The organism is Nitrobacter hamburgensis X14 (assembly GCF_000013885.1).
Lineage (GTDB): Bacteria > Pseudomonadota > Alphaproteobacteria > Rhizobiales > Xanthobacteraceae > Nitrobacter > Nitrobacter hamburgensis.
On sequence record NC_007964.1, the window covers coordinates 4,122,981 to 4,143,788 of the forward strand.

Consider the following 20,808-nt stretch of genomic DNA (forward strand, 5'->3'; position numbering starts at 1 on the left):
AGCCGACTATTTCAGTCTCGCCAGCGCCACGCCTTCGCGCGCGAGCTGATCGGCGCGCTCGTTCTCGTCATGACCGGCGTGACCCTTGATCCAGTGCCAGCGCACCTGATGCGGTTGCAGCGCCGTGTCGAGCCGCTGCCACAGGTCGGCGTTCTTCACCGGCTTTTTGTCGGCGGTGCGCCAGCCGTTGCGCTTCCAGTTGTGAATCCAGCTGGTGATGCCTTGCCGCACGTACTGGCTGTCGGTGGTGAGATCGACGGACGCCGCTTTCTTCAAGGCCTCCAGCGCGGAGATCGCCGCCAGCAGCTCCATCCGGTTGTTGGTGGTGTGCGGCTCGCCGCCCTTCAATTCCTTCTCGATCTCGCCGAACCGCAAGATCGCGCCCCAGCCTCCGGGCCCCGGATTGCCCGAGCAGGCGCCGTCGGTGAAAATCGTGACATGCGGAAGCGCCGACGAATTCACGCCACCAGCCCCGACGCGGCGACGCCATACTCGCGGATGTTGCCAACGCTTTGCTGGAAGCGCAGCTTGCGGACGTATTCGAGCGGGTCCTTCGGCTTCACCAGCGCGCCGGCGGGCACGTTGAGAAAATCGACCAGCCGCGTCAGCAGAAACCGCAGCGCGGCGCCGCGCGCCAGCAGCGGCAGCGCCGCCTGTTCGGCTTCGGACAGCGCGCGCTCGCGATTATAGGCACCGAGCAGCGCCCGCGCCTTGGTGACGTTGAAGGAATGATCCGGCTCGAAACACCAGGCGTTGAGGCAGATCGCGACGTCGTAGGCAAAAAAATCATTGCACGCGAAATAGAAATCGATCAGCCCCGACAGCCTGTCGCCGAGAAATAAAACGTTATCCGGAAACAGGTCGGCGTGGATGACGCCGGCCGGCAGATTTTGCGGCCAGTGCCGTTCGAGGTGATCGAGTTCGGCCTTGAGAAAATCGTGCAACCCATGCTGCACGGTATCGATGCAAGGCGTGGCCTGTTCGAACAGCGGCCGCCAACTGGACACCGACAGCGCGTTGGCGCGCCGCATGGGGAAATCGCGGCCGGCGAGATGCAGTTTCGCCAGCGCTGCGCCGACAGCGGCGCAATGGGTGACGTTCGGCTTGCGCGGCCACACGCCCTCGAGGAAATCGATGATGGCGGCGGGTCGCCCTGCGAGGCAGCCGAGGGCTTCGCCGTTGCGGGCCTTGACCGGCTGCGGGCACACGATGCCGTGCGTCGCGAGATGGCCCATGAGACCGAGAAAGAACGGCAGATCGTCAACCGCGACGCGCTTTTCATAAAGCGTCAGGAAGAACGACCCGGCGGTGGTGTGCAACAGATAGTTGGAATTCTCGACGCCTTCGGCGATGCCCTTGTAGGACAGCAGTTCGCCGATGTCATAGGCCTTCAGAAAATCCGCAAGCTCATCGGCGGCGACGTCGGTATAGACCGCCATCTCGTGTCCCCATTCGCGCATGATCCGCCAATGTGTGAGCGGTTTGGCGAAAAGATCATGCGCATTCTCGATATTTCAGAGCGCGATATATTTCAGAGCGCGATTCGACGCAAAACCGGAATCCACGTTTGCTGATCGCGCCACCGTGGTCCGATTCTAACATTTGCATCCCGTTGCGGCAGGCACTCTTGCAAATGTTAGAATCACAGGACCACTAGCAAATATAGGTTTCTAGTGGAGTTTTGAATTTGACATTCGCTTGCCGGATTTGCCGCAAAGTGGGTAGCAAATGTCAAATTCATTCCACTAGGCCGCGTCGGGCCGCAGCGAGCGCGGCAGCGGGAAAAACTCGTTCTCTTCCGCAGCCGAGACCGTCTCGACATCGAGGTCATAGCGCGCAGCGAACGCACCCATGATTTCCTCGACGATCACTTCCGGTGCCGAGGCGCCTGCGGTGATGCCGAGGCTCTTAATGCCCTCGAAGCTGTTCCAGTCGAGATCGCTGGCGCGCTGCGCCAGCACCGACACCCTGCAGCCCTCGCGCTCGGCGACCTCGCGCAGCCGCTGCGAGTTCGACGAGTTCGGCGCGCCGACCACGATCAGCGCATCCACCACCGGCGCCACTTTCTTGACCGCGAGTTGGCGGTTGGTGGTGGCGTAGCAGATGTCCTCCTTGTGCGGGCCGGAAATGTTCGGGAACCGCTGCTTCAGCATCGCAACGATCTCGGCGGTGTCGTCGATCGACAGCGTCGTCTGGGTCACGAACGCGAGGTTTTCGGGATTCTTCGGCATGAATGTGGCGGCATCTTCGGCGGTCTCGATCAGCGTCACCGCGCCCGCCGGCAATTGCCCGACCGTGCCGACGACTTCCGGGTGATGGGAATGGCCGATCAGCAGGATCTCCCGCCCGCGCTTGAAATGGATCGCCGCCTCGCGGTGAACCTTGGTCACCAGCGGGCAGGTCGCATCCAGCGAAAAGAAATTGCGCTTCTGCGCGTCGGCCGGCACCGATTTCGGTACGCCATGGGCGGAGAACACCACCGGCGCCTTGGTGTCATCGGGGATTTCCGCCAGTTCCTCGACGAAAATCGCCCCCTTCGCACGCAGGCTGTCGACCACATAGCGGTTATGGACGATCTCGTGGCGCACATAGACCGGCGCGCCGTACAGCGTCAGCGCACGTTCCACGGTATCGATCGCCCTGACCACTCCGGCGCAAAAGCCGCGGGGCGAACAAAGCACGATTTTAAGCTTCGGTTTGGCATTCATGGTGGCATTCATAAGGCGATCCGGGGACCGAATCACCCCACACCGGCAGGGCGGGAACGGCCAATAAGGGTAACGACTTTGGACGGCTTTCAGACGCTGTCAAGGCTGTTCCGGAAGCCAAAGGGAACAAGAGCAAACCATTGCGCGGCCGGCCCCCGCAGGCTTATATAAACCCGAATTCCCGTCATCGTCGATAACCAACAAGCTTTGTCCCTGAGGGATTGGCGAAGCGCAAAGGAGATTTGCCATGAGCAATGCACCGCTGATGCCAAAGGCCACTGCCGTGTGGCTCGTCGAAAATACCGCCCTGTCGTTCGATCAGGTCGCCGATTTCACCAAAATGCACCCACTGGAAGTCCGTGCCATCGCCGACGGCGACGCCGCCCAGGGCATCAAGGGTATGGACCCGATCTCGACCGGCCAGCTCACCCGTGACGAGATCGAGAAGGGCGAGAAGGACCAGGACTACCGCCTCAGGCTCAGCGAGAGCCGGGTGGTACTGCCGCCCGCCGCCAAGAAGAAGGGTCCGCGCTACACCCCGGTGTCGCGCCGTCACGAGCGGCCGAGCGCGATCCTCTGGCTGGTCCGCAACCACCCGGAATTGAAGGACGCGCAGATCATGCGTCTGGTCGGCACCACCAAGACCACGATCGCCGCGGTCCGCGACCGCACTCACTGGAACGCCTCGACCCTGACGCCGATGGACCCGGTGACGCTCGGCCTCTGCTCGCAGATCGAACTCGACTTCGAGGTGCAGCGCGCGGCCAAGGAAAAGCCAACCGATCAGCAGTATGGCGGCGCCACCCTGCTGCCGGCGTCCGAGACCACGCGCAAGGACGCCGAATTCGAGCCGACGGAAAAACAGCGCGACGATCTCAACGTCGACGCCGTGTTCGCCAAGCTGAAAACCATCGGCGGCAAGAAAGCCGAGGACGAAGGGGAAAACGAGTAAAGCCGGTCAGACTTTGTTGTCGTCCCGCGCATCCGGGGGACCCACTACCGGAAACGTCGGCGATACAATCCGAACACTGCGACGTACCGGATATCCGCTTTCGCGGGCATGACGGCCAAATATGCGCCAGAGCCTTTCCGCTTCTGATGGAATCAGAAGCGGGGCTCTATGATTTTGATCTGACGCGTTTTCTTCACACGAACCGGTATCCACTTCTCTCGAAAACGCTATAAGCGCATCGCTGAATGCCTACTGCCCGTTCAGCATCCGCTCGGCGAGATCGCGGTGGGTGCGCTCCATCCGGTCCGACCGGGTGGCGGCGACGTCGCGATCCTTGCGGCAGGCGGTATAGGCCGCGGAACCCTGCGGGCCACCGTGCGCCTGGCAATAGGCGTCGTCATCGGTCTGCGATACCGCGCTCGGATTGTGCCGCTCAAGATTGGCGCAGCCACTGAGCGACAGCGCGGTCAGGGCGAGAGCCGCGAGGTGCAAGAATGTCTTCGGTCGCATGATCGTCCCCGGACTGCCGCAGATTATAGCGTTTTCGAGCGAATCGGATACCGGTTCGCGTAAGGAAAACGCGTCAAATCAAAATCATAGAGCCCCACTTCTGGTTTCATCAGAAGTGGAAGGCTTTGACGACTGTTCGAACCCAATTGCGGGGATTGTAAGTCCCGATAAACCCGGCAGGTCATTAAAAAACGCTCGCTGTAAAAAACGCTCGCTGTCGTTCTCGAGGCCGCATCAGCGGCGCCCCGGCATGACGTTGCTACATCCTGCTCTTTAACGCGCTTTGAATCTCGTCGAGCACCTTCGGATCCTCGATGGTCGCGGGCATCGTCCATGCCTCGCCATCCGCGATCTTCTTGATGGTGCCGCGCAGGATTTTTCCGGAGCGCGTCTTCGGCAGCCTGTTCACCGTGATCGCGAGCTTGAATGCCGCGACCGGACCGAGCTTCTCGCGCACCAGCGCCACGACCTCCTTCTCGATCTCGGCGCCGTCGCGCGTCACGCCGGCCTTCAACACCAAGAGGCCGCACGGCACCTCGCCCTTGATGGTGTCACTGATGCCGAGCACCGCGCATTCCGCGACATCGGGATGCGAGGCGAGAATTTCCTCCATGCCGCCGGTGGACAGCCTATGACCGGCGACATTGATGATGTCGTCGGTGCGGCCCATGACGAAGATGTAGCCGTCCTCGTCCTTGTAGCCCGCGTCGGAGGTTTTGTAGTAGCCGGGAAACTCGTTGAAATAGGCTTCCTTGCAGCGTTCGTCCTGCTGCCACAAGGTCGGCAGGCAGCCCGGCGGCAGCGGCAGCTTGATAACGATCGAACCCATGGTGCCGGCCGGCAGCGGCTTCGCAGCCTCATCGACGATATCGACCTGATAGCCCGGCATCGCGACCGTGGGCGAGCCGTGTTTGACCGGCAGTTGCCCGAGCCCGACCGGGTTGCCGACGATGCCCCAGCCGGTTTCGGTCTGCCACCAGTGATCGATCACCGGCACCTTCAACTGCTTCTCCGCCCATTCCACCGTCGGCGGATCGGCGCGCTCACCAGCCAAAAACAGCGTGCGGAATTCGGACAGATCATATTTGCGGATGAAGGCCCCGTCCGGGTCCTCCTTTTTGATGGCGCGGAACGCGGTCGGCGCGGTGAAGAACGCCACCACCTTGTGCTGCGCGATAACGCGCCAGAACGCCCCGGCATCGGGCGTGCCGATCGGCTTGCCTTCGTACATGATCGTGGTCGTGCCGTGAATCAGCGGCCCGTAGACGATGTAGCTGTGGCCGACCACCCAGCCGATATCGGAGCCGCACCACCAGACCTCGCCGGGCTTGACGCCATAGAGGTTGAACATCGACCATTTCAGCGCGACCAGATGGCCGCCATTGTCGCGCACCACGCCTTTCGGCACCCCGGTGGTGCCGGAAGTGTAGAGAATATAGAGCGGATCGGTGGCGAGCACCGGCACGCAAGGCGCGGACTTCTTCGCCGCCATCGCGGCATCGCGCAGCGTCGTCCAGTCGTGATCGCGGCCCGCGATCAAGTCGCAGCGCTGCTGCGGCCGTTGCAGGATGATGCACGCGCCGGGCCCGGCGGTGGCAAGTTTCAGTGCCTCGTCGAGCAGCGGCTTGTACTGCACGATGCGGCCCGGCTCCAGGCCGCAACTCGCTGAAAAGATCAGCTTCGGCTTGGCATCGTCGATCCGGGTCGCAAGCTCCTTGGCCGCAAAGCCGCCAAACACCACGGAGTGCACCGCGCCTATCCGCGCGCAGGCCAGCATCGCCACCACCGCCTCGGGCACCATCGGCATGTAAAGTACGACGCGGTCGCCCTTGGCGACGCCGAAATCCTGCATGACCGCGGCGAGCGTCTGCACCTCCTTGAGCAGTTCGGCATAGGTGAAGGTGGTAATGACGCTCGGCCCGCCCGGATTGGCCAGCGGCGAATCATGGATCAGCGCGACCTGATCGGCCCGGCCGGCGGCGACATGGCGGTCCAGCGCGTTGTAGCAGGTATTGACCACGGCGCCGGCGAACCAGCGGCCATAAAGCCCCATCGCGGGGTCGAAGGTCTTTTTCGCCGGCTCGATCCAGTCGATGTCGCGCGCGGCGTCGGCCCAGAACCCGTCGGGATCGCTAAGCGCGCGGGCGTAGACCTCGCGGTAGCGGCTCTTCTCCTGAATGCTCATGGCATTTCTCCCGTTTATTCATTCTCACGGGATGCGGCCCCCATTTCAAGGGTGGCGGTCTTGTTCTTACGGAGCATCTCCTTCTAAAGGACTTCGATTGAATCGCCATGCCGGATTTATGCCGGGCATCAGTTGCGTTGCCGGCGCGGCCGCGATTTATCGTGCCGCAATGGGCCGATCGACGCCGGCGGCATCGATCTCTCGTCTCACTTCTCCGAGATGTGCGACATCTGCGGCAAGACGGGACGCGGCCGCAATGGCCGGTCCCGCAATTGGCTACCGCTTCCTCTTGTCCATCAGTTGCTCGACGACGGCAGGCTGCGACGTCTCAAACACGCGACTGGCAAGAACGTCGGACGCTGTGATCGACTTGACATCCTCGACAGAGAGAACGGCGTTCTGGTCCGCGACCAGGCGATTGGCCTGACGCAGGCGGATACGGTCCAACGCGTTGCGGATCGAACGCGCGTTGGAGAACAAGGGCTGGGCCTTGCGCAAGGCGATGTAGCGTACAAACGCCTCGCGGGCTTCGGGGTTGAATTTATAGTTCATCTTGCTCAGCATGACTTCCGCGATCGCGAGCAGTTCGTCGTTGCTGTAGTCGGGGAAGTCGATGTGATGCGCGATGCGCGAGCGGAAGCCGGGATTGCTGGAGAAGAATTTTTCCATACGGTCGGCGTAGCCCGCGAGAATCACCACCAGGTCCTCGCGCTGCGACTCCATGACCTGAAGCAGGATCTCGATGGCTTCCTGGCCGTAGTCGCGCTCGTTGTCGGGCCGGTGGAGGTAATAGGCCTCGTCGATGAACAGCACGCCGCCCATCGCCTTTTTCAATATCTCTTTGGTCTTCGGCGCGGTGTGACCGATATACTGTCCGACCAATTCGTCGCGCGTGACCGACACGACATGACCACGGCGCACATAACCGAGGCGATGGAGAATATCGGCCATCCGTAAGGCAACGGTGGTTTTGCCGGTGCCGGGATTCCCGGTGAACGACATATGCAACGTCGGAGTCTCCGACGTCAGTTCCATTTTCTTGCGTATCCGTTCGACAAGCAACAGAGAGGAAATTTCCTGGAGACGCGTCTTGACGGGTTTGAGACCGATAAGCTCTCGATCGAGTTGCGCGAGAATCTCTCCGATTCCGACGGCTTCGAGTTCCTCGCGAATGTTGACTTTTTCTTGCATCGACGGTGGTCCTGATAGCCTCGGTCGGTGGCTTCTTTTGAAACCGCTCGGGGGAGAAAAGCTCCGTCGCCATGCGAGACGACGGAGCAGTACATCCGGAACTGGACGATCGGGAGGATGGATCGCCCTAGTTTGAACCGGATGGAATCATGTCACGAGGAGTAACGCTGACCCTCGGGACGTGCGGTCACCGCATACGACGTCGTGGTGTACCGGATGTTGCGGTTGTCGGACTCCTGGCGCTCGAGCCGGAAGCCCGGCTCATCCTTGGGCCTGTTGACGATGAACGAAATCTTCACCGACTCCCAGCCATGGCTGGAATCGAATGCAGACATCCGGATGTAGCGGTCGCCATAGACCTTCCGGCACTCGTTCAGTTCCATCAGCACGCCTGCCGCGTCCTTCAGGTCGAACATCGGCAGATTCCACATGTCCCAATACGTGTTGCGGGGATGCGGATCGTCGGTGAACTCGATGTTCACCGCCCAGCCCTGGGTGAGGCAGTACTGGATCTGCTTGGAAATCTGCTCGTCGGTCAGATCGGGCAGGAACGAAAAACAACCTTGAGTAATACGCATATAATGTCCTCCTTTACGCTACGGCCGGGGTCGTTACATAATCGGGCGCGTCGGTGGATTGGTAGTTGAAGGTGACGTCCTTCCACACTTCGAGCGCCTGCTTCAACGGCGTGCAGCTTGCGGCTGCCTTGGCCAGGATATCCGGACCTTCGCTGACGTAATCGCGGCCCTCGTTGCGGGCGAGGATCATCGCCTCCAGCGCCACGCGATTGGCGATCGCGCCGGCCTGGATGCCCATCGGGTGACCGATGGTGCCGCCGCCGAACTGCAACACTACGTCCTCACCGAGATGCTGGATGAGCTGGTGCATCTGGCCGGCATGAATGCCGCCGGAAGCAACCGGCATCATCTTGTTGAGGCTCGCCCAGTTCTGGTCGAAGAAGATGCCATGCTCGAGCTGCATCGGATTGTGCTCTTCGCGGCAGATATCGTAGTAGCCGCGCGTGGTCAGCGGATCGCCTTCCAGCTTGCCGACCACGGTTCCGGCGTGGATGTGATCGACACCGGCGAGCCGCATCCATTTGGAGATGACGCGGAACGACACGCCGTGATTGCGCTGCCGCGTGTAGGTCGAATGACCGGCGCGATGCAGATGCAGGATCATGTCGTTTTTGCGCGCCCAGTTCGACATCGACTGGATCGCGGTGTAGCCGATCACCAGATCGATCATGACGACCACCGACCCTAGCTCCTTGGCGAACTCGGCACGCTCGTACATGTCCTCCATCGTCGCCGCGGTGACGTTGAGGTAGCTGCCCTTGACTTCGCCGGTCGCTGCCTGGGCGCGGTTGACCGCTTCCATGCAGTAGAGGAAACGTTCACGCCAGTGCATGAACGGCTGCGAGTTGATGTTCTCGTCGTCCTTGGTGAAGTCGAGACCGCCCTTCAGCGCCTCATAGACCACGCGGCCGTAATTGCGGCCGGACAGGCCGAGCTTCGGCTTGACGGTGGCGCCGAGCAGCGGCCGGCCGAACTTGTCGAGACGCTCGCGCTCGACGACGATGCCGGTGGGCGGTCCTTTGAACGTCTTGACGTAGGCGACCGGCAGCCTCATGTCCTCGAGGCGCAGGGCCTTAAGCGGCTTGAAGCCGAACACGTTACCGATGACCGACGCGGTGAGGTTGGAGATCGAGCCGGATTCGAACAGGTCGAGATCGTAGGCGATATAGGCGAAGTACTGGCCTTCCGCCCCCGGGACCGGATCGACGCGGTAGCACTTGGCGCGATACTTTTCCGCCGCCGTCAGACGATCCGTCCACACCACGGTCCAGGTCGCGGTCGAGGATTCGCCGGCCACCGCCGCAGCCGCTTCGATCGGGTCGACGCCGTCCTGCGGCGTAACCCGAAACAGACAAATGATGTCCGTGTCCTTCGGCGTATAGTCGGGCTCCCAATAGCCCATCTTCTTGTAGGACATGACACCGGATTTATAACGGTCCTTGCCGCGAACCGTCAGCGACTTCTCGTTAAGGACGTTCATGTTGTTCTCCTTCTCTTTTCTGTCTCTCTTTGTGTGATCCGCGACAGATTCGGATCGTATTTCACTCCGCGGCGACGGCTGTTTCGCCGATACGCGGATCAAGTTTGCCGGCGCGATAGAGCTTGGCCATTTCAGACAATGGGATCACCCTGATCTTCGCGGCATTTCCGGCAGTGCCGAACTGTTCGAAGCGCTCGCGGCAGAGGTCGCGCATCGCATCCATCGCCGGTTTTAGGAACTTGCGTGGATCGAATTCGCTTCTGTTGCTGGTCGCGATCTTCCGAAATACAGCCGTCATCGCCAGGCGGCAGTCGGTATCGATATTGACCTTGCGGACGCCATGCTTGATGCCGCGAACGATCTCCTCGACCGGCACGCCCCAAGTCTGCGGCATCTCGCCGCCGAACTTATTGAATTCATCCTGCAGATGTTGCGGCACCGAGGATGAGCCGTGCATCACCAGATGCGTATTCGGAAGGCGGCGGTGAATCTCCTCGACCACTTTCATGGCGAGAATGTCGCCGTCCGGCTTGCGCGAGAACTTGTAGGCGCCGTGCGAGGTGCCCATCGCGATCGCCAGGGCGTCGACCTTGGTCGCGCGAACAAAATCGACGGCCTGATCCGGATCGGTCAGCAATTGATCGTGGCTGACCGGGCCTTCGATACCATGCCCGTCCTCCTGCTCGCCGCCGCCGTGTTCGAGCGAGCCGAGCACACCCAGTTCGCCTTCCACCGAAGCGCCGACCCAGTGCGCCATGTCGACGACGCGGCGGGTGATATCGACGTTGTACTCGTAGTCGGCGGCGGACTTGGCGTCGGCCTTGAGCGAGCCGTCCATCATCACCGAGGTGAAGCCGTACTTGATCGCGGTGGCGCAAGTCGCTTCTTCGTTGCCGTGATCCTGATGCATGCACAGCGGAATCTGCGGATACATCTGCTCCAGCGCGTCGATCATTTTCGCCAGCATGATGTCGTTGGCGTAGGAGCGCGCGCCGCGCGAGGCCTGGAGGATGACCGGCGCGTCGACGGCGGCCGCGGCCTCCATGATGGCAAGCCCCTGCTCCATATTGTTGATATTGAACGCCGGTACGCCGTAGCCGTGCTCCGCGGCATGATCCAGCAACTGTCTCAGTGTTATGCGCGCCATGTCGGTTCCCTCCCCATTTGGCTGCCCTGATAAGACGTCGCGCTTCGCGCGATCATATTTTTGGTCACGCCCCGTTTCGACGCGGCCGAGGCTGCCGCTTGCGGAAATGCGATCAGTTCACTCATGCCCGCCTCTTCCGGTCGATAAGCTGAAGGATCAGCGGCGTCAGGATCAACTGCATCGCGAGATCCATCTTGGACCCGTGAATGACAATCGAGTTCGCGCGCGACATGAAGCTGTTCGGAATCATCGACAGCAGGTACGGGAAGTCGATGCCGCGCGGGTTCTTGAGACGGATCACGACCATCGATTCGTCGGGCGTGGGTATCCACCGGGCGATGAACGGATTTGAAGTATCCACCGTCGGCACGCGCTGGAAGTTGATGTCCGTCTCGGCGAACTGAGGACAGATATAGTTGACGTAATCCGGCATCCTCCGAAGGATGGTGTCGGTGACCGCCTCCGTGGAATAGCCCCGCGCACTGCGATCCCGATGCAGCTTCTGGATCCATTCGAGGTTGATCACGGGAACGACGCCGATCTTGAGATCCGCGTATTGGGCAACATTCACCTTGTCGGTCACGACCGCCCCGTGCAGACCTTCGTAAAATAACAGGTCCGAGTTCTCCGGCAGCGCCTGCCAGTCGGTGAACGTCCCGGGAGGGACACCGTGCTTCGCGGATTCCACATCGTCGTGGACATAGTAACGCGTATTGCCGGTTCCGCTTTCGCTATAGCTCCGGAACACAGCCTCCAGTTCGTCGAACAAATTGGTCTCGGGACTGAAGTGACTGAAATGCTTGTTGCCCCGATCCGACTCCTCGGCCATGCGCGTGCGCATGTCGGCACGGTTGTAACGGTGGAACGCGTCTCCTTCGATGTACGCAGCCACGACATTCTCGCGGCGGAAAATCTGCTCGAAAGTCCGCTTGACGGATGTCGTGCCGGCGCCCGACGAACCCGTGATTGATATGATAGGATACTTTCTGGACACGATTGCGACAGCCCCTCAATTCAAACGCGAAACAGGCCGCGATGCCCGAACAACGGTGCATTCGCTTCCAAAGCGACGTTAGGTCCCGTGTGCATATCTTCGAGCCGCCGGACGTTCTTGATCGAACCCATGATCAGCGGAACTCGCTGATGGAGGCTGCCGGGCACGATATCGAGAATTCGTTTTCGTCCGGTGGAGGCGCCACCGCCCGCTTGCTCGATGATGAACGCCATCGGGTGCGCCTCATAGACCAGGCGCAGGCGGCCATCTTCGTAGCCATCCCGGGCGTCTCCGGGATACAGGAATATGCCGCCGCGAACGAGAATGCGGAAAGCCTCCGCGACCAGCGAGCCGATCCAACGCATGTTGAAATTCTTGCCGCTCGGCCCATCGGCTCCCATGAGGCATTCATCGATATAGGCGCGAACCGGTAAATCCCAGTGCCGCCTGTTCGAGGTGTTGATAGCGAACTCGGTTGCATCCGCCGGGATCTGCATCATCGATCCCGTGAGCTTGAACACCCTCTCGACGCGATCGAGCGTAAAGATATCGACACCCTGCCCGAGGGTGAGGATGAGAGAGGTTTGCGGGCCGTAGACAACGAAACCAGCCGCAAGCTGCGCGCTGCCAGGTTGGGTAAAGGCGGCGCTGGCATCGGGTGGAGTGGGCATGATTGAGAAAATCGTACCCACCGATATGTTCGTGTTGATGTTCGACGAGCCGTCCAGCGGATCGAACGCAACGCTAATCGGCGCGCCCGGATTCAGAATGTCCAGTTCCGCCATTTCCTCCGAGGCAAGCACGGCGATCGGCAGAGCGCCGAGAGCGTCGCGGATGATTTGATCGGCGCGAACATCGAGATCCTTCTGAACATCCCCGTCGGTGTTGCGTCCTTGTGCCTCTCCGGTGATCCCGGCCAACGCGCCGCGGCACGTCAGATCGGAAATATCGATCGCAGCCTGCGCAAGCGCAGCTACGGCTTTCTTCACTGCTTGGCGAAGCGGATCCGGTCCCGCTTCTCCGTCCAACCTCTCCTGCAGTGTCAGCTCTCGGCTCATTCAGTTGCCTCCCCTCGGCCACGATCGGCAGAATGCCGATTTGCCGTTTTCTAGAGCGTTGATGATCATTGACTCGTTACACGTAATAAGTACAATTTCAATATGCTTCATCGAACCAAAATTTTTCTTATATGATCTCGAATCTTCGAGACGTTACTTTTCGTCAGCTTCGCGCACTGGCGTCGGTCGCCGCCGGCGGCAGCGTAACGGCTGCCGCCAACAAGCTTCATTTGACCCAACCCGCGGTCACGCTCCAGATCCGAAACCTTCAGCAACTTTGCGGTTTGCCTTTGCTTCAGCGGACCAGCGACGGGATGATCCTTACGCCGGCCGGACAAGAACTGTACGCTCTCTACGAACGCATTGAAGCTGCGATCGACAGTTGCGCGACATCGCTCGACATGATCGTAGGTCGAACCGGCGGGCGCATATCGATCGGCGCGGTCAGCACCGCAAAGTATTTCGTCCCGTCTGCGATCGCCGCCTTCTCGAAGCTCCATCCGGGAACCGACATCAGCCTGACGATCGTCAACCGCCAGGAGATACGTCAGGCATTGCGCGGCTATGCGCTCGATTTCGCGATCATGGGTCACCCGCCTCCCGACATCGAACTGGACATCCATCTGGTCGGCGACCATCCGCATGTCGTCATCGCGCCGGCAGGACATCGGCTTGCAAACGCTTCCGAACTTGCGGCGGTCGATCTGGCGCAGGAAACGTTCATGTCCCGCGAACCGGGTTCCGGCACCCGGTTCCTGATGGAACAGTTTTTTGAGAACAGCTATCTTGAACCCCAGATCGGCATGGAGATGGGCAGCAACGAGACCATCAAGCAAGCGGTCATCGCCGGTCTCGGGATCGCCTTCATCTCCGCGCACACGGTGGCCGTCGAACTGAAGGAGGGCCGGCTGATCACGCTCGATGTCGCCGGTCTTCCGATCGTGCGACAGTGGTTCGTTGTCCGGAGGAAAGACAAGGTCTTGCTTCCTCCGGCGCAGGAAATGCTCGACTTTCTGGTCGCCAACGGCAAGCAGTTCTTGCCGCAAACGCCGACTGGCGCCGCTTGGACCGACCCAAGGCCCGCGCCGGTTAAATGAATTGCTCCGGCGCCTTTTGAGCTCGTGCCGTTCGCTATCGGCCATTGATCGATGATCCCGCAAAACGCGCTCGCTCGGTCAACGCTTCCAATGCATGAACGTGATCGATTCCAATATTTTAGAGTGGGATGCGGGCGGAAAACCGCTACACACTCCTCATCCCGCTCTAGCATACGGCCCAGGCACGCGTGACGGGTCAATTCGTCGCGCGCTGCGTTGCGCGGCCGACGCATCGAAATTATAAGTCGTTGAAATAATGGTCGGAGTGGCAGGATTCGAACCTGCGACCCCTGCGTCCCGAACGCACCGGCCGGATCTCTACTCCCCGGATTTTCAACGACTTAAGACGACTTCAGACTACCTCGAATTTCCGAAATTCGGGCGCCAGAACTGCCCTGCGTGCAGATTGCGTGCAAAAGCCGATCATGGGCGCCGCTGCTCCCATTCGGCCGTGCATAAGCCGGCAGACCGTTTCGGCGAGGTCAGGTCATGACCGCGCTGGAGCTTCGGGCGTGCCTGGACGCGCTGCCCCCGGACATCCGGCGGGAGTTCGATGAGATCCGGGAGATCGGCCGCGGCCCATTCGGCCGCGCTCAAACCCAGCAGATCGTCGACGATCATTTGGCCCTGCTGCTCCGGCTCCGGCGCGAGTACCACGCCACCCACGCCGACATGGTCGAGGTGCTCGGCCTTTACGGCATCACAGGACCGGACGGCGCCGCGCTGACCGCAGCCACGCTGTCGTCGGCGATCAGCCGGGCCCGCGCCCGGGCCGATGTCCGCTCCCGCGGCTCCAAGCGCCGCGCCCAGATCGCGCTCCCTGCTCGTACCGCCGCCCCCTCCTCCGTATCGAGGCTCCATCGCCGGCATGCCGATGTCGGTGATCCAAAGCCCGACCTCGTCTTTGCGAGCCAATCCGCGCCCCCGCGGACCGTCGCGCCGAACGACATCGACCTGGTGTTCGGCACGCAGGTTTCCTCTTCGGGCCATGAGGCCCCCGAAGTCCGCCGCTCCGACCACAAGACGCGGCTGATCGATTTTCTCGCTCGCGCTTCCATGGAGGACTAGATGACCGACCCCATCACGATCGCCGCCCCCAAGACTTCGACCGCCGCCGTCGCCGAGTTCGTTCCCGCGTATCGCTTCCTCGAGTTCGTCTCAGTCGCCTCCCATGTCGGCAAGTCGACGCTCGCCGACTTCACGACGCAGCTGCTCGTCCAGTTCGGCATCCCGATCAAGGCGATCCGGATCGAGTCCAAAGCGGCTCGGTCGCGACAGTCGGGCGACGTCGTCCACATCGACACGGAGAATTTCGCGGCGGCGGCCCGCCTCCCCGGCGCGGAGGCGGCCGTGCTTCGGCCGGTCTTCGAGATCATCGAGGCGGCGGCTCTCGACGAGGCGCGTCCGGTGATCGTTCTCGATTGGGGCGGCGGCCTTTCTTCGCTGCGTGCCCAGATTTACGCGGCGACGCAGTTCGACTCCCAGCTCTCGGAGCTGGGCATGCGCGGTCTCAGCGTCGTGACTACGACCTGCCTGAGCGACCGGATGGCTCAGGCGCGCGAGCTGATCGAACTGACCCGAGACATCGTACCCGGTATCGACGTGGCGCTGCTGCTCAATCGCCGGACCGGCAACTTCGCCTTCGTGGACGGAACTGAAGAGAAGCGCGTTTTCAGGGATCTCATGAAAGCGGCGAAAGGCCTGCCTGTCATCAAAGTGCCGGCGGTCTCCGGAGAAAGCTGGCAGGCGTGCCAGGCCGCCGGTCTTACCATGCACGAGGTCATCGAGATGAAGCCGACCGTGCTCAGGCAGCGGTTCGGGAGTGAGAGCCGCTATCTGGTGACGGCCTTCCAGATGCACGTTGCGGCGTTCTGGAGGGCCGCCGAGAGCGAGATGCTGCGGGTTCTGGCGGGCGCGGATGCGGACCCGACGAGCTAGATTCCTGAAGCGTCTGGCCGCGATCGAGTCCCAGGCGCCGGCGCTGCGGCGCGGGGCCGAAGAGCGGATCCGCGGCCACTACCGCGTCCATCGCCGGCCGCCGCACGCCGCTGTGACCTGCCTGCTTCCGCGGCGCCGCGTCTACGCGCTGATCTTCCTCTGCGAGCTCGAGCATCGGCTCGGGCTCGCACCCCTGCTTCTGCGCCTCGTCGCGCTCCGTCGTCATGCCGCGGCCGTGCGCGACCGGCTGCACTGGTAGGTGAACATGTCCGAGCCGAAAGCCACTCCCTCGCCGCCGCAATCTCTCCGCACCAAAAAGGATTATGCGCGTCGCTGCCGGCAGCTTGCAGCGGCGGCGCAACGCGAACTCGCGAAAGCGACGGGACAGCGGGCGGATACCATCGACCTGACGCCGAGCATGCTCGTCTCCTTCGTCATCGGCAAGAAGGGCGACTATCTGGCAAACTCGTGGCGTGTCGTCCGCAGCGCCGTAATCAGCACGCTGGAGCAGACCGCTGCCTTGGTCGACGAACCCGTCGCCAAGGAGATCAAGACCGCGATCGAACGGCTCAAGCAGGAGAAACCGGCCCCCGAAGGGGAGAAGAAGCCGGTGACGTCGCGCACCAAGGACAAATCGCCGGCAGCGAATGACCTGGTGCGGATCGAGCACGCGGCGTTGGCTAGGCAGACGCAGAGCGCGATCGAGCTGGTGCGATACTTCAAAGCGAGCCTGCCGACGGGTTTGAGACCCTGCGAATGGCCTCGCGCGCGCTTCGGCGAGTCCACCCGCGACGGCTATCGCTGGATGCTCGTCGTCGAAAACGCCAAGGCCACGAACGGCCGTGCCCACGGACCGGTCCGGACCTTGCACTGGGAAGAGCTGGCGCTGGACGTCGTGGAGGATATCCTCACCTGGATCACGATCGCGCAGGACGGCGACTACGATCGCCGCCTCAACACGATCGGGCATCAACTCTGGGAAATCACGCGGGCGCTGTGGCCTCGCCGCAAGGAATGGCCGACCCTGTACTCGGCCCGCCACGTCGCTATCGCCGGTTGGAAGGCGTTCTATGTGCGCAAAGGTCAAGGCCCTGCCGAACGGCTGGAGGCCTTGGCGGTCGTCGCCGCGCTCTCCGGGCACGGAAGCGACGACACGGCGAGCAAGCATTACGCCCGCGCCAATGCGGCTTCCGGCAAGAGCCCGGTGCCGACGGCCGACCCCGCAGAGGTTCAGAACGTGCGACGGGTCATCAAGCTGGATTGGCTGGAAAGCCTGCGGGAGGCAAAGGCCAAGAAGGAAGCACGACCACCGGGCTAGTCGGCCGGCGCGTTTCAATTCTTCAGCGTCACGTCTTCGCCGTGCGCCTTGTTCGGATAGAGGAATATGATGCCGTGGCGATCCTTCAGAACGTCGCGCACCGCTTCGTAGGTCCAGACCCGAAGCGGATTGTCCGCGATTCCATCAATCCTAAGAACGCGCCCCGTCAACCGCCGGTACCTGACGGCTTCCGGATCACTTCTGACCCGAGGGCGCCTGGGCTTTCGCCTTGCCAGCCTTGTTCGCTTCGTGATGGCCGACGACGCAGCCTGCCGCGGCACCCAGCTTGCCATGTCCGGCCACATGGCCCGCGACGCCGCCGACGATGGCCCCTTTGATGCAGCCTTTGGCGTCCGCAGCGGGCGCAAGAGCGAACGAAAGCAGGGTGGCGCAAGCCGCTGTCAAAACCCATCTCATGTGCGATCCTGCCAACGTTTTTTCCTTTGAAGTGCATCTTCATCGGTTTTGTCCTGGCATCCGTGGCTGGCGCCGCGCTCGGTGCCGAAATCAACCCCGCGGCGATCAATTCCGCCAAACCCTCGAAGAAGACCCTGTCGAACGCAAAGCCGACCCCGGTAGGGATCAGGCTGCAGGTCCTGCTGGACCGCGCGCACTTCTCGCCGGGGGAGATCGACGGCAGGTTCGGAGAGAATGCGAAAAAGGCGCTGCGGGCATACGAAGAGGCAGAGCAGTTGCCGAGTTCGGACGAGGTCAGCACCGACGTCTGGGCGAAGCTTGCGAAGGACGACCGCCCAGTGATCACGAGCTACACCATCTCGGACAACGACGTCGCAGGGCCGTTCCTTCGCAAGCTCCCGGCCAAGCTGGAAGATATGAAGGACATCCCCAGGCTGGCCTACACCAGCGCGCGCGAGGGTCTAGCCGAAAAGTTTCACATGAGCGAGGATCTGCTGTCGGCCTTGAACCCGGGAAGGCACTTCGATCGCGCCGGGGAAACCATCGCAGTGGTGGACACCGGTGCCGATCAAAAGTCCGAGAAGGCGGCCAAGGTGGAAGTCGACAAGAACCGGCAGACCGTGCAGCTCTTCGACGAATCAAACGCGCTTATCGGATTCTACCCCGCGACGGTCGGCAGCGAGGAGAAGCCGTCTCCACCGGCACAGTGAAAGTGACGGAAATCAACCGCAATCCGACCTACCGCTATAATCCGGCCTACCACTTCAAGGGCGTCCATTCCCGCAAGCCGTTCACCATCAGACCGGGGCCGAACAATCCCGTTGGTACGATATGGATCAACCTTTCCATCGAGGGATACGGCATCCATGGTACCCCATTCCCCGGAAAGGTGTCCAAGTCGGAGTCGCACGGCTGCGTCCGTCTTACGAACTGGGACGCCGAACGCGTGGCCCAACGGGTATCCAAGGGGACGCCCGTGACGTTCGTCGTCGAGTAGCCGCCGCCCCAACGTTGCTACGGCCCGGAGTGCATCGCCCAACGTGATCGGCGCCCTCAAACGCGGCTATGACCATAGTCCACATCCGATCGACAAGTCACTGGCGCAAGCGAAACGGCCGACTGAAGGCTACCCGCCATGACGAAGAGCCACGCGTCTTCATCGGGATAGCCCGGCCCTTCACTTGAACGAGCGGATGTAGTCGGTTGGATCCGCGATACCCGGGACTACGAGGGAAAGTCGGCCGGGTCGATCTTAAGGCGATCCGCATGCAGAGACCAATCATGAATCCCATGGATATCGCAGAACCTCAGCTTGGCCTTCCGTTCCGCGTCGCTCTCGTCCTGGGCCTCTAGTTCGACGGTGGTCTGGCAGACCTCGGATATCCGGCCGTTTTCGCCGAGTATTTCCTTCAGGAATCGGACGATGAAGCGGGGCATGAGGCACCTCCCATTTCGTGCTTGTGGTGGCCGTCATTCAGGCAGAGGTCTCGGTCCTCGAAGACAAGTCAGGAGGTCAGTCCTTTAAGTCCGAAGACGCCCGGCGCCGGACGATAGGCCCGCCATTCGCGCCAGCGTCGTCAGCGCCCGGACTTCGGCCTGCCAGACCGGCAACCATGGCGACGACATAGGCTGCAGCCAGCTCACCGGCCGCGATCCGCTCGCCAGCAGCGGCAGGTTGGGACGGCACGAAGTGATCCGGCCGGGTGCCGAGAACCAGCGCGGCGAACTCGGTGCGCCTCCAGCTTGAGAAGTGATCGTCGCCGAGAAAGCAACGTTGCACTAAGCGTCGTTATAGCAACACGTTGCCCTTTAGTTTGCTTCTATGTGCGAGCCCGTTCATCAGCTTGGGTTGGAGTTACTTAGTTGCGGCGTGCCTCTGCCCCGTGGTTGCCTGATTGGCCGTACGATACTGAGATCAGCCTCAACCTCTAAGATTCATGAGGTGTACCAGACAAGCAGCAAACGGATCGGTCACCTCCTGCTCCAAGAACCTACAACGCGCGATCCTAGATTCTCAGAACTGGCGCTCTCTGTCATCGCGTCTGCCCTCTGGCAAACCGACGCTCAAATGCCCGGGTCGTTCCGCTAAAATCTTCGAATAATTTTCTATGGTTTCTATCTTGTGAATCCGGGCAAGCTTGCCTGGCATGGGCCGACTGATCCAAACCTTCAGCTCCGCGAACTGGGTCGTGCCGGTGAGATGCCTCGCCTTCTCGCTTCAACAGGCGGCACCGCGTAATAAGATTGCGGGCCTAAGGTTCCAGCTCGAAGGGGACTCGACCGTAAATTCTTGTTGGACCGCTTGCGCCAGTTCAACCCGGCCGATTATGTCCAAGAACGCGACGTTTGAAAATGGCTTACTCCACGTGCGCTCATCCCTAACCGCGAGGATTGGAACAGACCCGCGTACTTTCGCGCACGCCTTCTTCAGGTCTCGTTTTCGAGCAAAGCACTTGGGCTTGACCCGAGGACGGGCACCGGTTCCCGTCAAGAAAACGCGTCAAAACAAACAGCTGGGGCCCGGCCACGCCGGCAGGTCCGCAACGAATTCGGGCACTTCAAGACCGGAGTCGGCAAAGAAGGACATAATTGCGGCCTTTGACCAATATTGCTCGATCAGCAATCTGGCGAAGCGCTCCTTTTCCAAGTGCCCCGGCGAATTTTGCTGCCATCTTGCGATCGGCCCACTCCTGATGCCATCGACCGTTAGCACGTGGAGGAACGGATTGGCTTTGACCAGCTTTTCGCGTGTGGTCCGAGCCGTCGCGTCAGCGGCTGCCATAAGGGAAGCAGCTTCGGCATTTTCTGCGCTGGACAATAACGCCACGGCGCCCGCGGGTCCCGCGAAATGGGCAAGGTAGAGAGAACCGGGCGTAATCGGCAGATCGCGCTTGTTTAGCATCGCGGCATATTCCTTGAGCAGCCTCACGGCGATCTCTCGCGCAAGCTCGGGATCTCGCCGCAAGTCCAACACTTCCTTGTCGCTGCGCCCTTGGATCAGATCGCGTCGGTGCTTTCGAACGGCTTCGAGCCACGCGTCGTCGAGAAACTGAGCGGCGCCGGTCGCGCTCGACCGCTTGTTCCTTGAATTCGGGTCACCATTGGACTCGGCGATGATAATGCGCTCGACCAATGCCTTAGCGACCGTTTTGCCGATTGATTTCCCGTTCGAATGAGCGTCGCGAAACAGGACGAAACTTGCGACGAAAGCCAGGCCGATCGCCACTCCAAGAAC

Annotated in this window: 22 protein-coding genes and 1 pseudogene; 7 read left to right on the forward strand and 16 right to left on the reverse strand. The window is 61.5% G+C overall.

What is annotated here, in order from left to right; all coding sequences use genetic code 11:
* Nucleotides 1-6 precede the first annotated feature (6 nt).
* From rnhA to ispH, 3 genes are all read right to left on the reverse strand, one after another.
* Nucleotides 7-462 carry a ribonuclease HI gene (rnhA, locus tag NHAM_RS19195; RefSeq protein WP_011512104.1) on the reverse strand — a complete coding sequence of 152 codons (456 nt, stop codon included), beginning with the start codon at nucleotides 460-462 and terminating at the stop codon, nucleotides 7-9.
* Nucleotides 459-1,439 (reverse strand): homoserine kinase, encoded by a 981-nt coding sequence (locus NHAM_RS19200; protein ID WP_011512105.1) that lies wholly within the window; start codon nucleotides 1,437-1,439, stop codon nucleotides 459-461. The genes rnhA and NHAM_RS19200 overlap by 4 nt, the downstream gene beginning before the upstream one ends.
* Before the next feature lie 306 nt (nucleotides 1,440-1,745).
* Nucleotides 1,746-2,708: a 4-hydroxy-3-methylbut-2-enyl diphosphate reductase gene (gene ispH, locus NHAM_RS19205; RefSeq protein ID WP_041359268.1), complete on the reverse strand. Its 963-nt coding sequence runs from the start codon at nucleotides 2,706-2,708 to the stop codon at nucleotides 1,746-1,748.
* Between the two features lie 247 nt (nucleotides 2,709-2,955).
* On the opposite strand from ispH, the gene NHAM_RS19210 reads away from it, so the two are divergent.
* Nucleotides 2,956-3,660: a DUF1013 domain-containing protein gene (locus tag NHAM_RS19210; RefSeq protein ID WP_011512107.1), complete on the forward strand. Its 705-nt coding sequence runs from the start codon at nucleotides 2,956-2,958 to the stop codon at nucleotides 3,658-3,660.
* A gap of 249 nt (nucleotides 3,661-3,909) precedes the next feature.
* On the opposite strand, the gene NHAM_RS19215 is transcribed toward NHAM_RS19210, so the two are convergent.
* The 8 genes from NHAM_RS19215 to NHAM_RS19250 all read right to left on the reverse strand — a co-directional run bounded on the left by NHAM_RS19215 (nucleotide 3,910) and on the right by NHAM_RS19250 (nucleotide 12,803).
* Complete coding sequence (locus tag NHAM_RS19215; RefSeq protein WP_011512108.1) at nucleotides 3,910-4,170, reverse strand: hypothetical protein; 261 nt, start codon at nucleotides 4,168-4,170, stop codon at nucleotides 3,910-3,912.
* A gap of 259 nt (nucleotides 4,171-4,429) precedes the next feature.
* Nucleotides 4,430-6,355 carry a propionyl-CoA synthetase gene (locus NHAM_RS19220; protein WP_011512109.1) on the reverse strand — a complete coding sequence of 642 codons (1,926 nt, stop codon included), beginning with the start codon at nucleotides 6,353-6,355 and terminating at the stop codon, nucleotides 4,430-4,432.
* Between the two features lie 276 nt (nucleotides 6,356-6,631).
* On the reverse strand, nucleotides 6,632-7,546 hold the full coding sequence (gene cbbX / locus NHAM_RS19225) for a CbbX protein (RefSeq protein ID WP_011505020.1): 915 nt from the start codon (nucleotides 7,544-7,546) through the stop codon (nucleotides 6,632-6,634).
* 152 nt (nucleotides 7,547-7,698) lie between these two features.
* On the reverse strand, nucleotides 7,699-8,124 hold the full coding sequence (locus NHAM_RS19230) for a ribulose bisphosphate carboxylase small subunit (protein ID WP_011505021.1): 426 nt from the start codon (nucleotides 8,122-8,124) through the stop codon (nucleotides 7,699-7,701).
* Nucleotides 8,125-8,137: 13 nt separating this feature from the next.
* Nucleotides 8,138-9,604: a form I ribulose bisphosphate carboxylase large subunit gene (locus tag NHAM_RS19235; RefSeq protein ID WP_011512110.1), complete on the reverse strand. Its 1,467-nt coding sequence runs from the start codon at nucleotides 9,602-9,604 to the stop codon at nucleotides 8,138-8,140.
* A gap of 61 nt (nucleotides 9,605-9,665) precedes the next feature.
* A complete protein-coding gene (fba, locus tag NHAM_RS19240) occupies nucleotides 9,666-10,751 on the reverse strand; it encodes a class II fructose-bisphosphate aldolase (protein ID WP_011505023.1) in 1,086 nt (361 codons plus the stop codon).
* Between the two features lie 121 nt (nucleotides 10,752-10,872).
* Nucleotides 10,873-11,745, reverse strand: a complete 873-nt coding sequence (locus NHAM_RS19245) for a phosphoribulokinase (RefSeq protein ID WP_011505024.1) — start codon at nucleotides 11,743-11,745, stop codon at nucleotides 10,873-10,875.
* A 20-nt stretch (nucleotides 11,746-11,765) separates the two neighbouring features.
* Nucleotides 11,766-12,803, reverse strand: coding sequence for a class 1 fructose-bisphosphatase (locus NHAM_RS19250; protein WP_011512111.1), 1,038 nt, complete (start codon nucleotides 12,801-12,803; stop codon nucleotides 11,766-11,768).
* 131 nt (nucleotides 12,804-12,934) lie between these two features.
* On the opposite strand from NHAM_RS19250, the gene NHAM_RS19255 reads away from it, so the two are divergent.
* The 5 genes from NHAM_RS19255 to NHAM_RS19280 all read left to right on the forward strand — a co-directional run bounded on the left by NHAM_RS19255 (nucleotide 12,935) and on the right by NHAM_RS19280 (nucleotide 17,156).
* Entirely contained in the window at nucleotides 12,935-13,900 is a 966-nt protein-coding gene (locus NHAM_RS19255; protein ID WP_011512112.1) for a LysR family transcriptional regulator, read from the forward strand.
* A 489-nt stretch (nucleotides 13,901-14,389) separates the two neighbouring features.
* A complete protein-coding gene (locus NHAM_RS19265) occupies nucleotides 14,390-14,968 on the forward strand; it encodes a hypothetical protein (protein WP_011512113.1) in 579 nt (192 codons plus the stop codon).
* The gene (locus NHAM_RS19270) at nucleotides 14,969-15,838 is read left to right on the forward strand and encodes a hypothetical protein (protein WP_011512114.1); all 870 of its coding nucleotides are present in this window, start codon (nucleotides 14,969-14,971) and stop codon (nucleotides 15,836-15,838) included.
* On the forward strand, nucleotides 15,819-16,097 hold the full coding sequence (locus NHAM_RS19275) for a hypothetical protein (RefSeq protein ID WP_011512115.1): 279 nt from the start codon (nucleotides 15,819-15,821) through the stop codon (nucleotides 16,095-16,097). The genes NHAM_RS19270 and NHAM_RS19275 overlap by 20 nt, the downstream gene beginning before the upstream one ends.
* Before the next feature lie 6 nt (nucleotides 16,098-16,103).
* A complete protein-coding gene (locus NHAM_RS19280) occupies nucleotides 16,104-17,156 on the forward strand; it encodes a hypothetical protein (protein ID WP_011512116.1) in 1,053 nt (350 codons plus the stop codon).
* A gap of 14 nt (nucleotides 17,157-17,170) precedes the next feature.
* On the opposite strand, the gene NHAM_RS26930 is transcribed toward NHAM_RS19280, so the two are convergent.
* Complete coding sequence (locus NHAM_RS26930; protein ID WP_157043688.1) at nucleotides 17,171-17,326, reverse strand: hypothetical protein; 156 nt, start codon at nucleotides 17,324-17,326, stop codon at nucleotides 17,171-17,173.
* Nucleotides 17,327-17,351: 25 nt separating this feature from the next.
* A complete protein-coding gene (locus tag NHAM_RS19285; protein WP_011512117.1) occupies nucleotides 17,352-17,573 on the reverse strand; it encodes a hypothetical protein in 222 nt (73 codons plus the stop codon).
* Between the two features lie 89 nt (nucleotides 17,574-17,662).
* Between NHAM_RS19285 and NHAM_RS29095 the strand changes: the two are divergent.
* Nucleotides 17,663-18,570: pseudogene (locus NHAM_RS29095) on the forward strand (L,D-transpeptidase family protein).
* Nucleotides 18,571-18,797: 227 nt separating this feature from the next.
* On the opposite strand, the gene NHAM_RS19295 reads toward NHAM_RS29095, so the two are convergent.
* The 3 genes from NHAM_RS19295 to NHAM_RS24155 form a co-directional block, all read right to left on the reverse strand.
* Nucleotides 18,798-19,010 (reverse strand): hypothetical protein, encoded by a 213-nt coding sequence (locus NHAM_RS19295; RefSeq protein ID WP_011512118.1) that lies wholly within the window; start codon nucleotides 19,008-19,010, stop codon nucleotides 18,798-18,800.
* A 76-nt stretch (nucleotides 19,011-19,086) separates the two neighbouring features.
* Nucleotides 19,087-19,353, reverse strand: coding sequence for a hypothetical protein (locus NHAM_RS19300; protein ID WP_011512119.1), 267 nt, complete (start codon nucleotides 19,351-19,353; stop codon nucleotides 19,087-19,089).
* Between the two features lie 720 nt (nucleotides 19,354-20,073).
* Nucleotides 20,074-20,799, reverse strand: coding sequence for a transglycosylase SLT domain-containing protein (locus NHAM_RS24155; protein WP_049769375.1), 726 nt, complete (start codon nucleotides 20,797-20,799; stop codon nucleotides 20,074-20,076).
* Nucleotides 20,800-20,808: the final 9 nt, after the last annotated feature.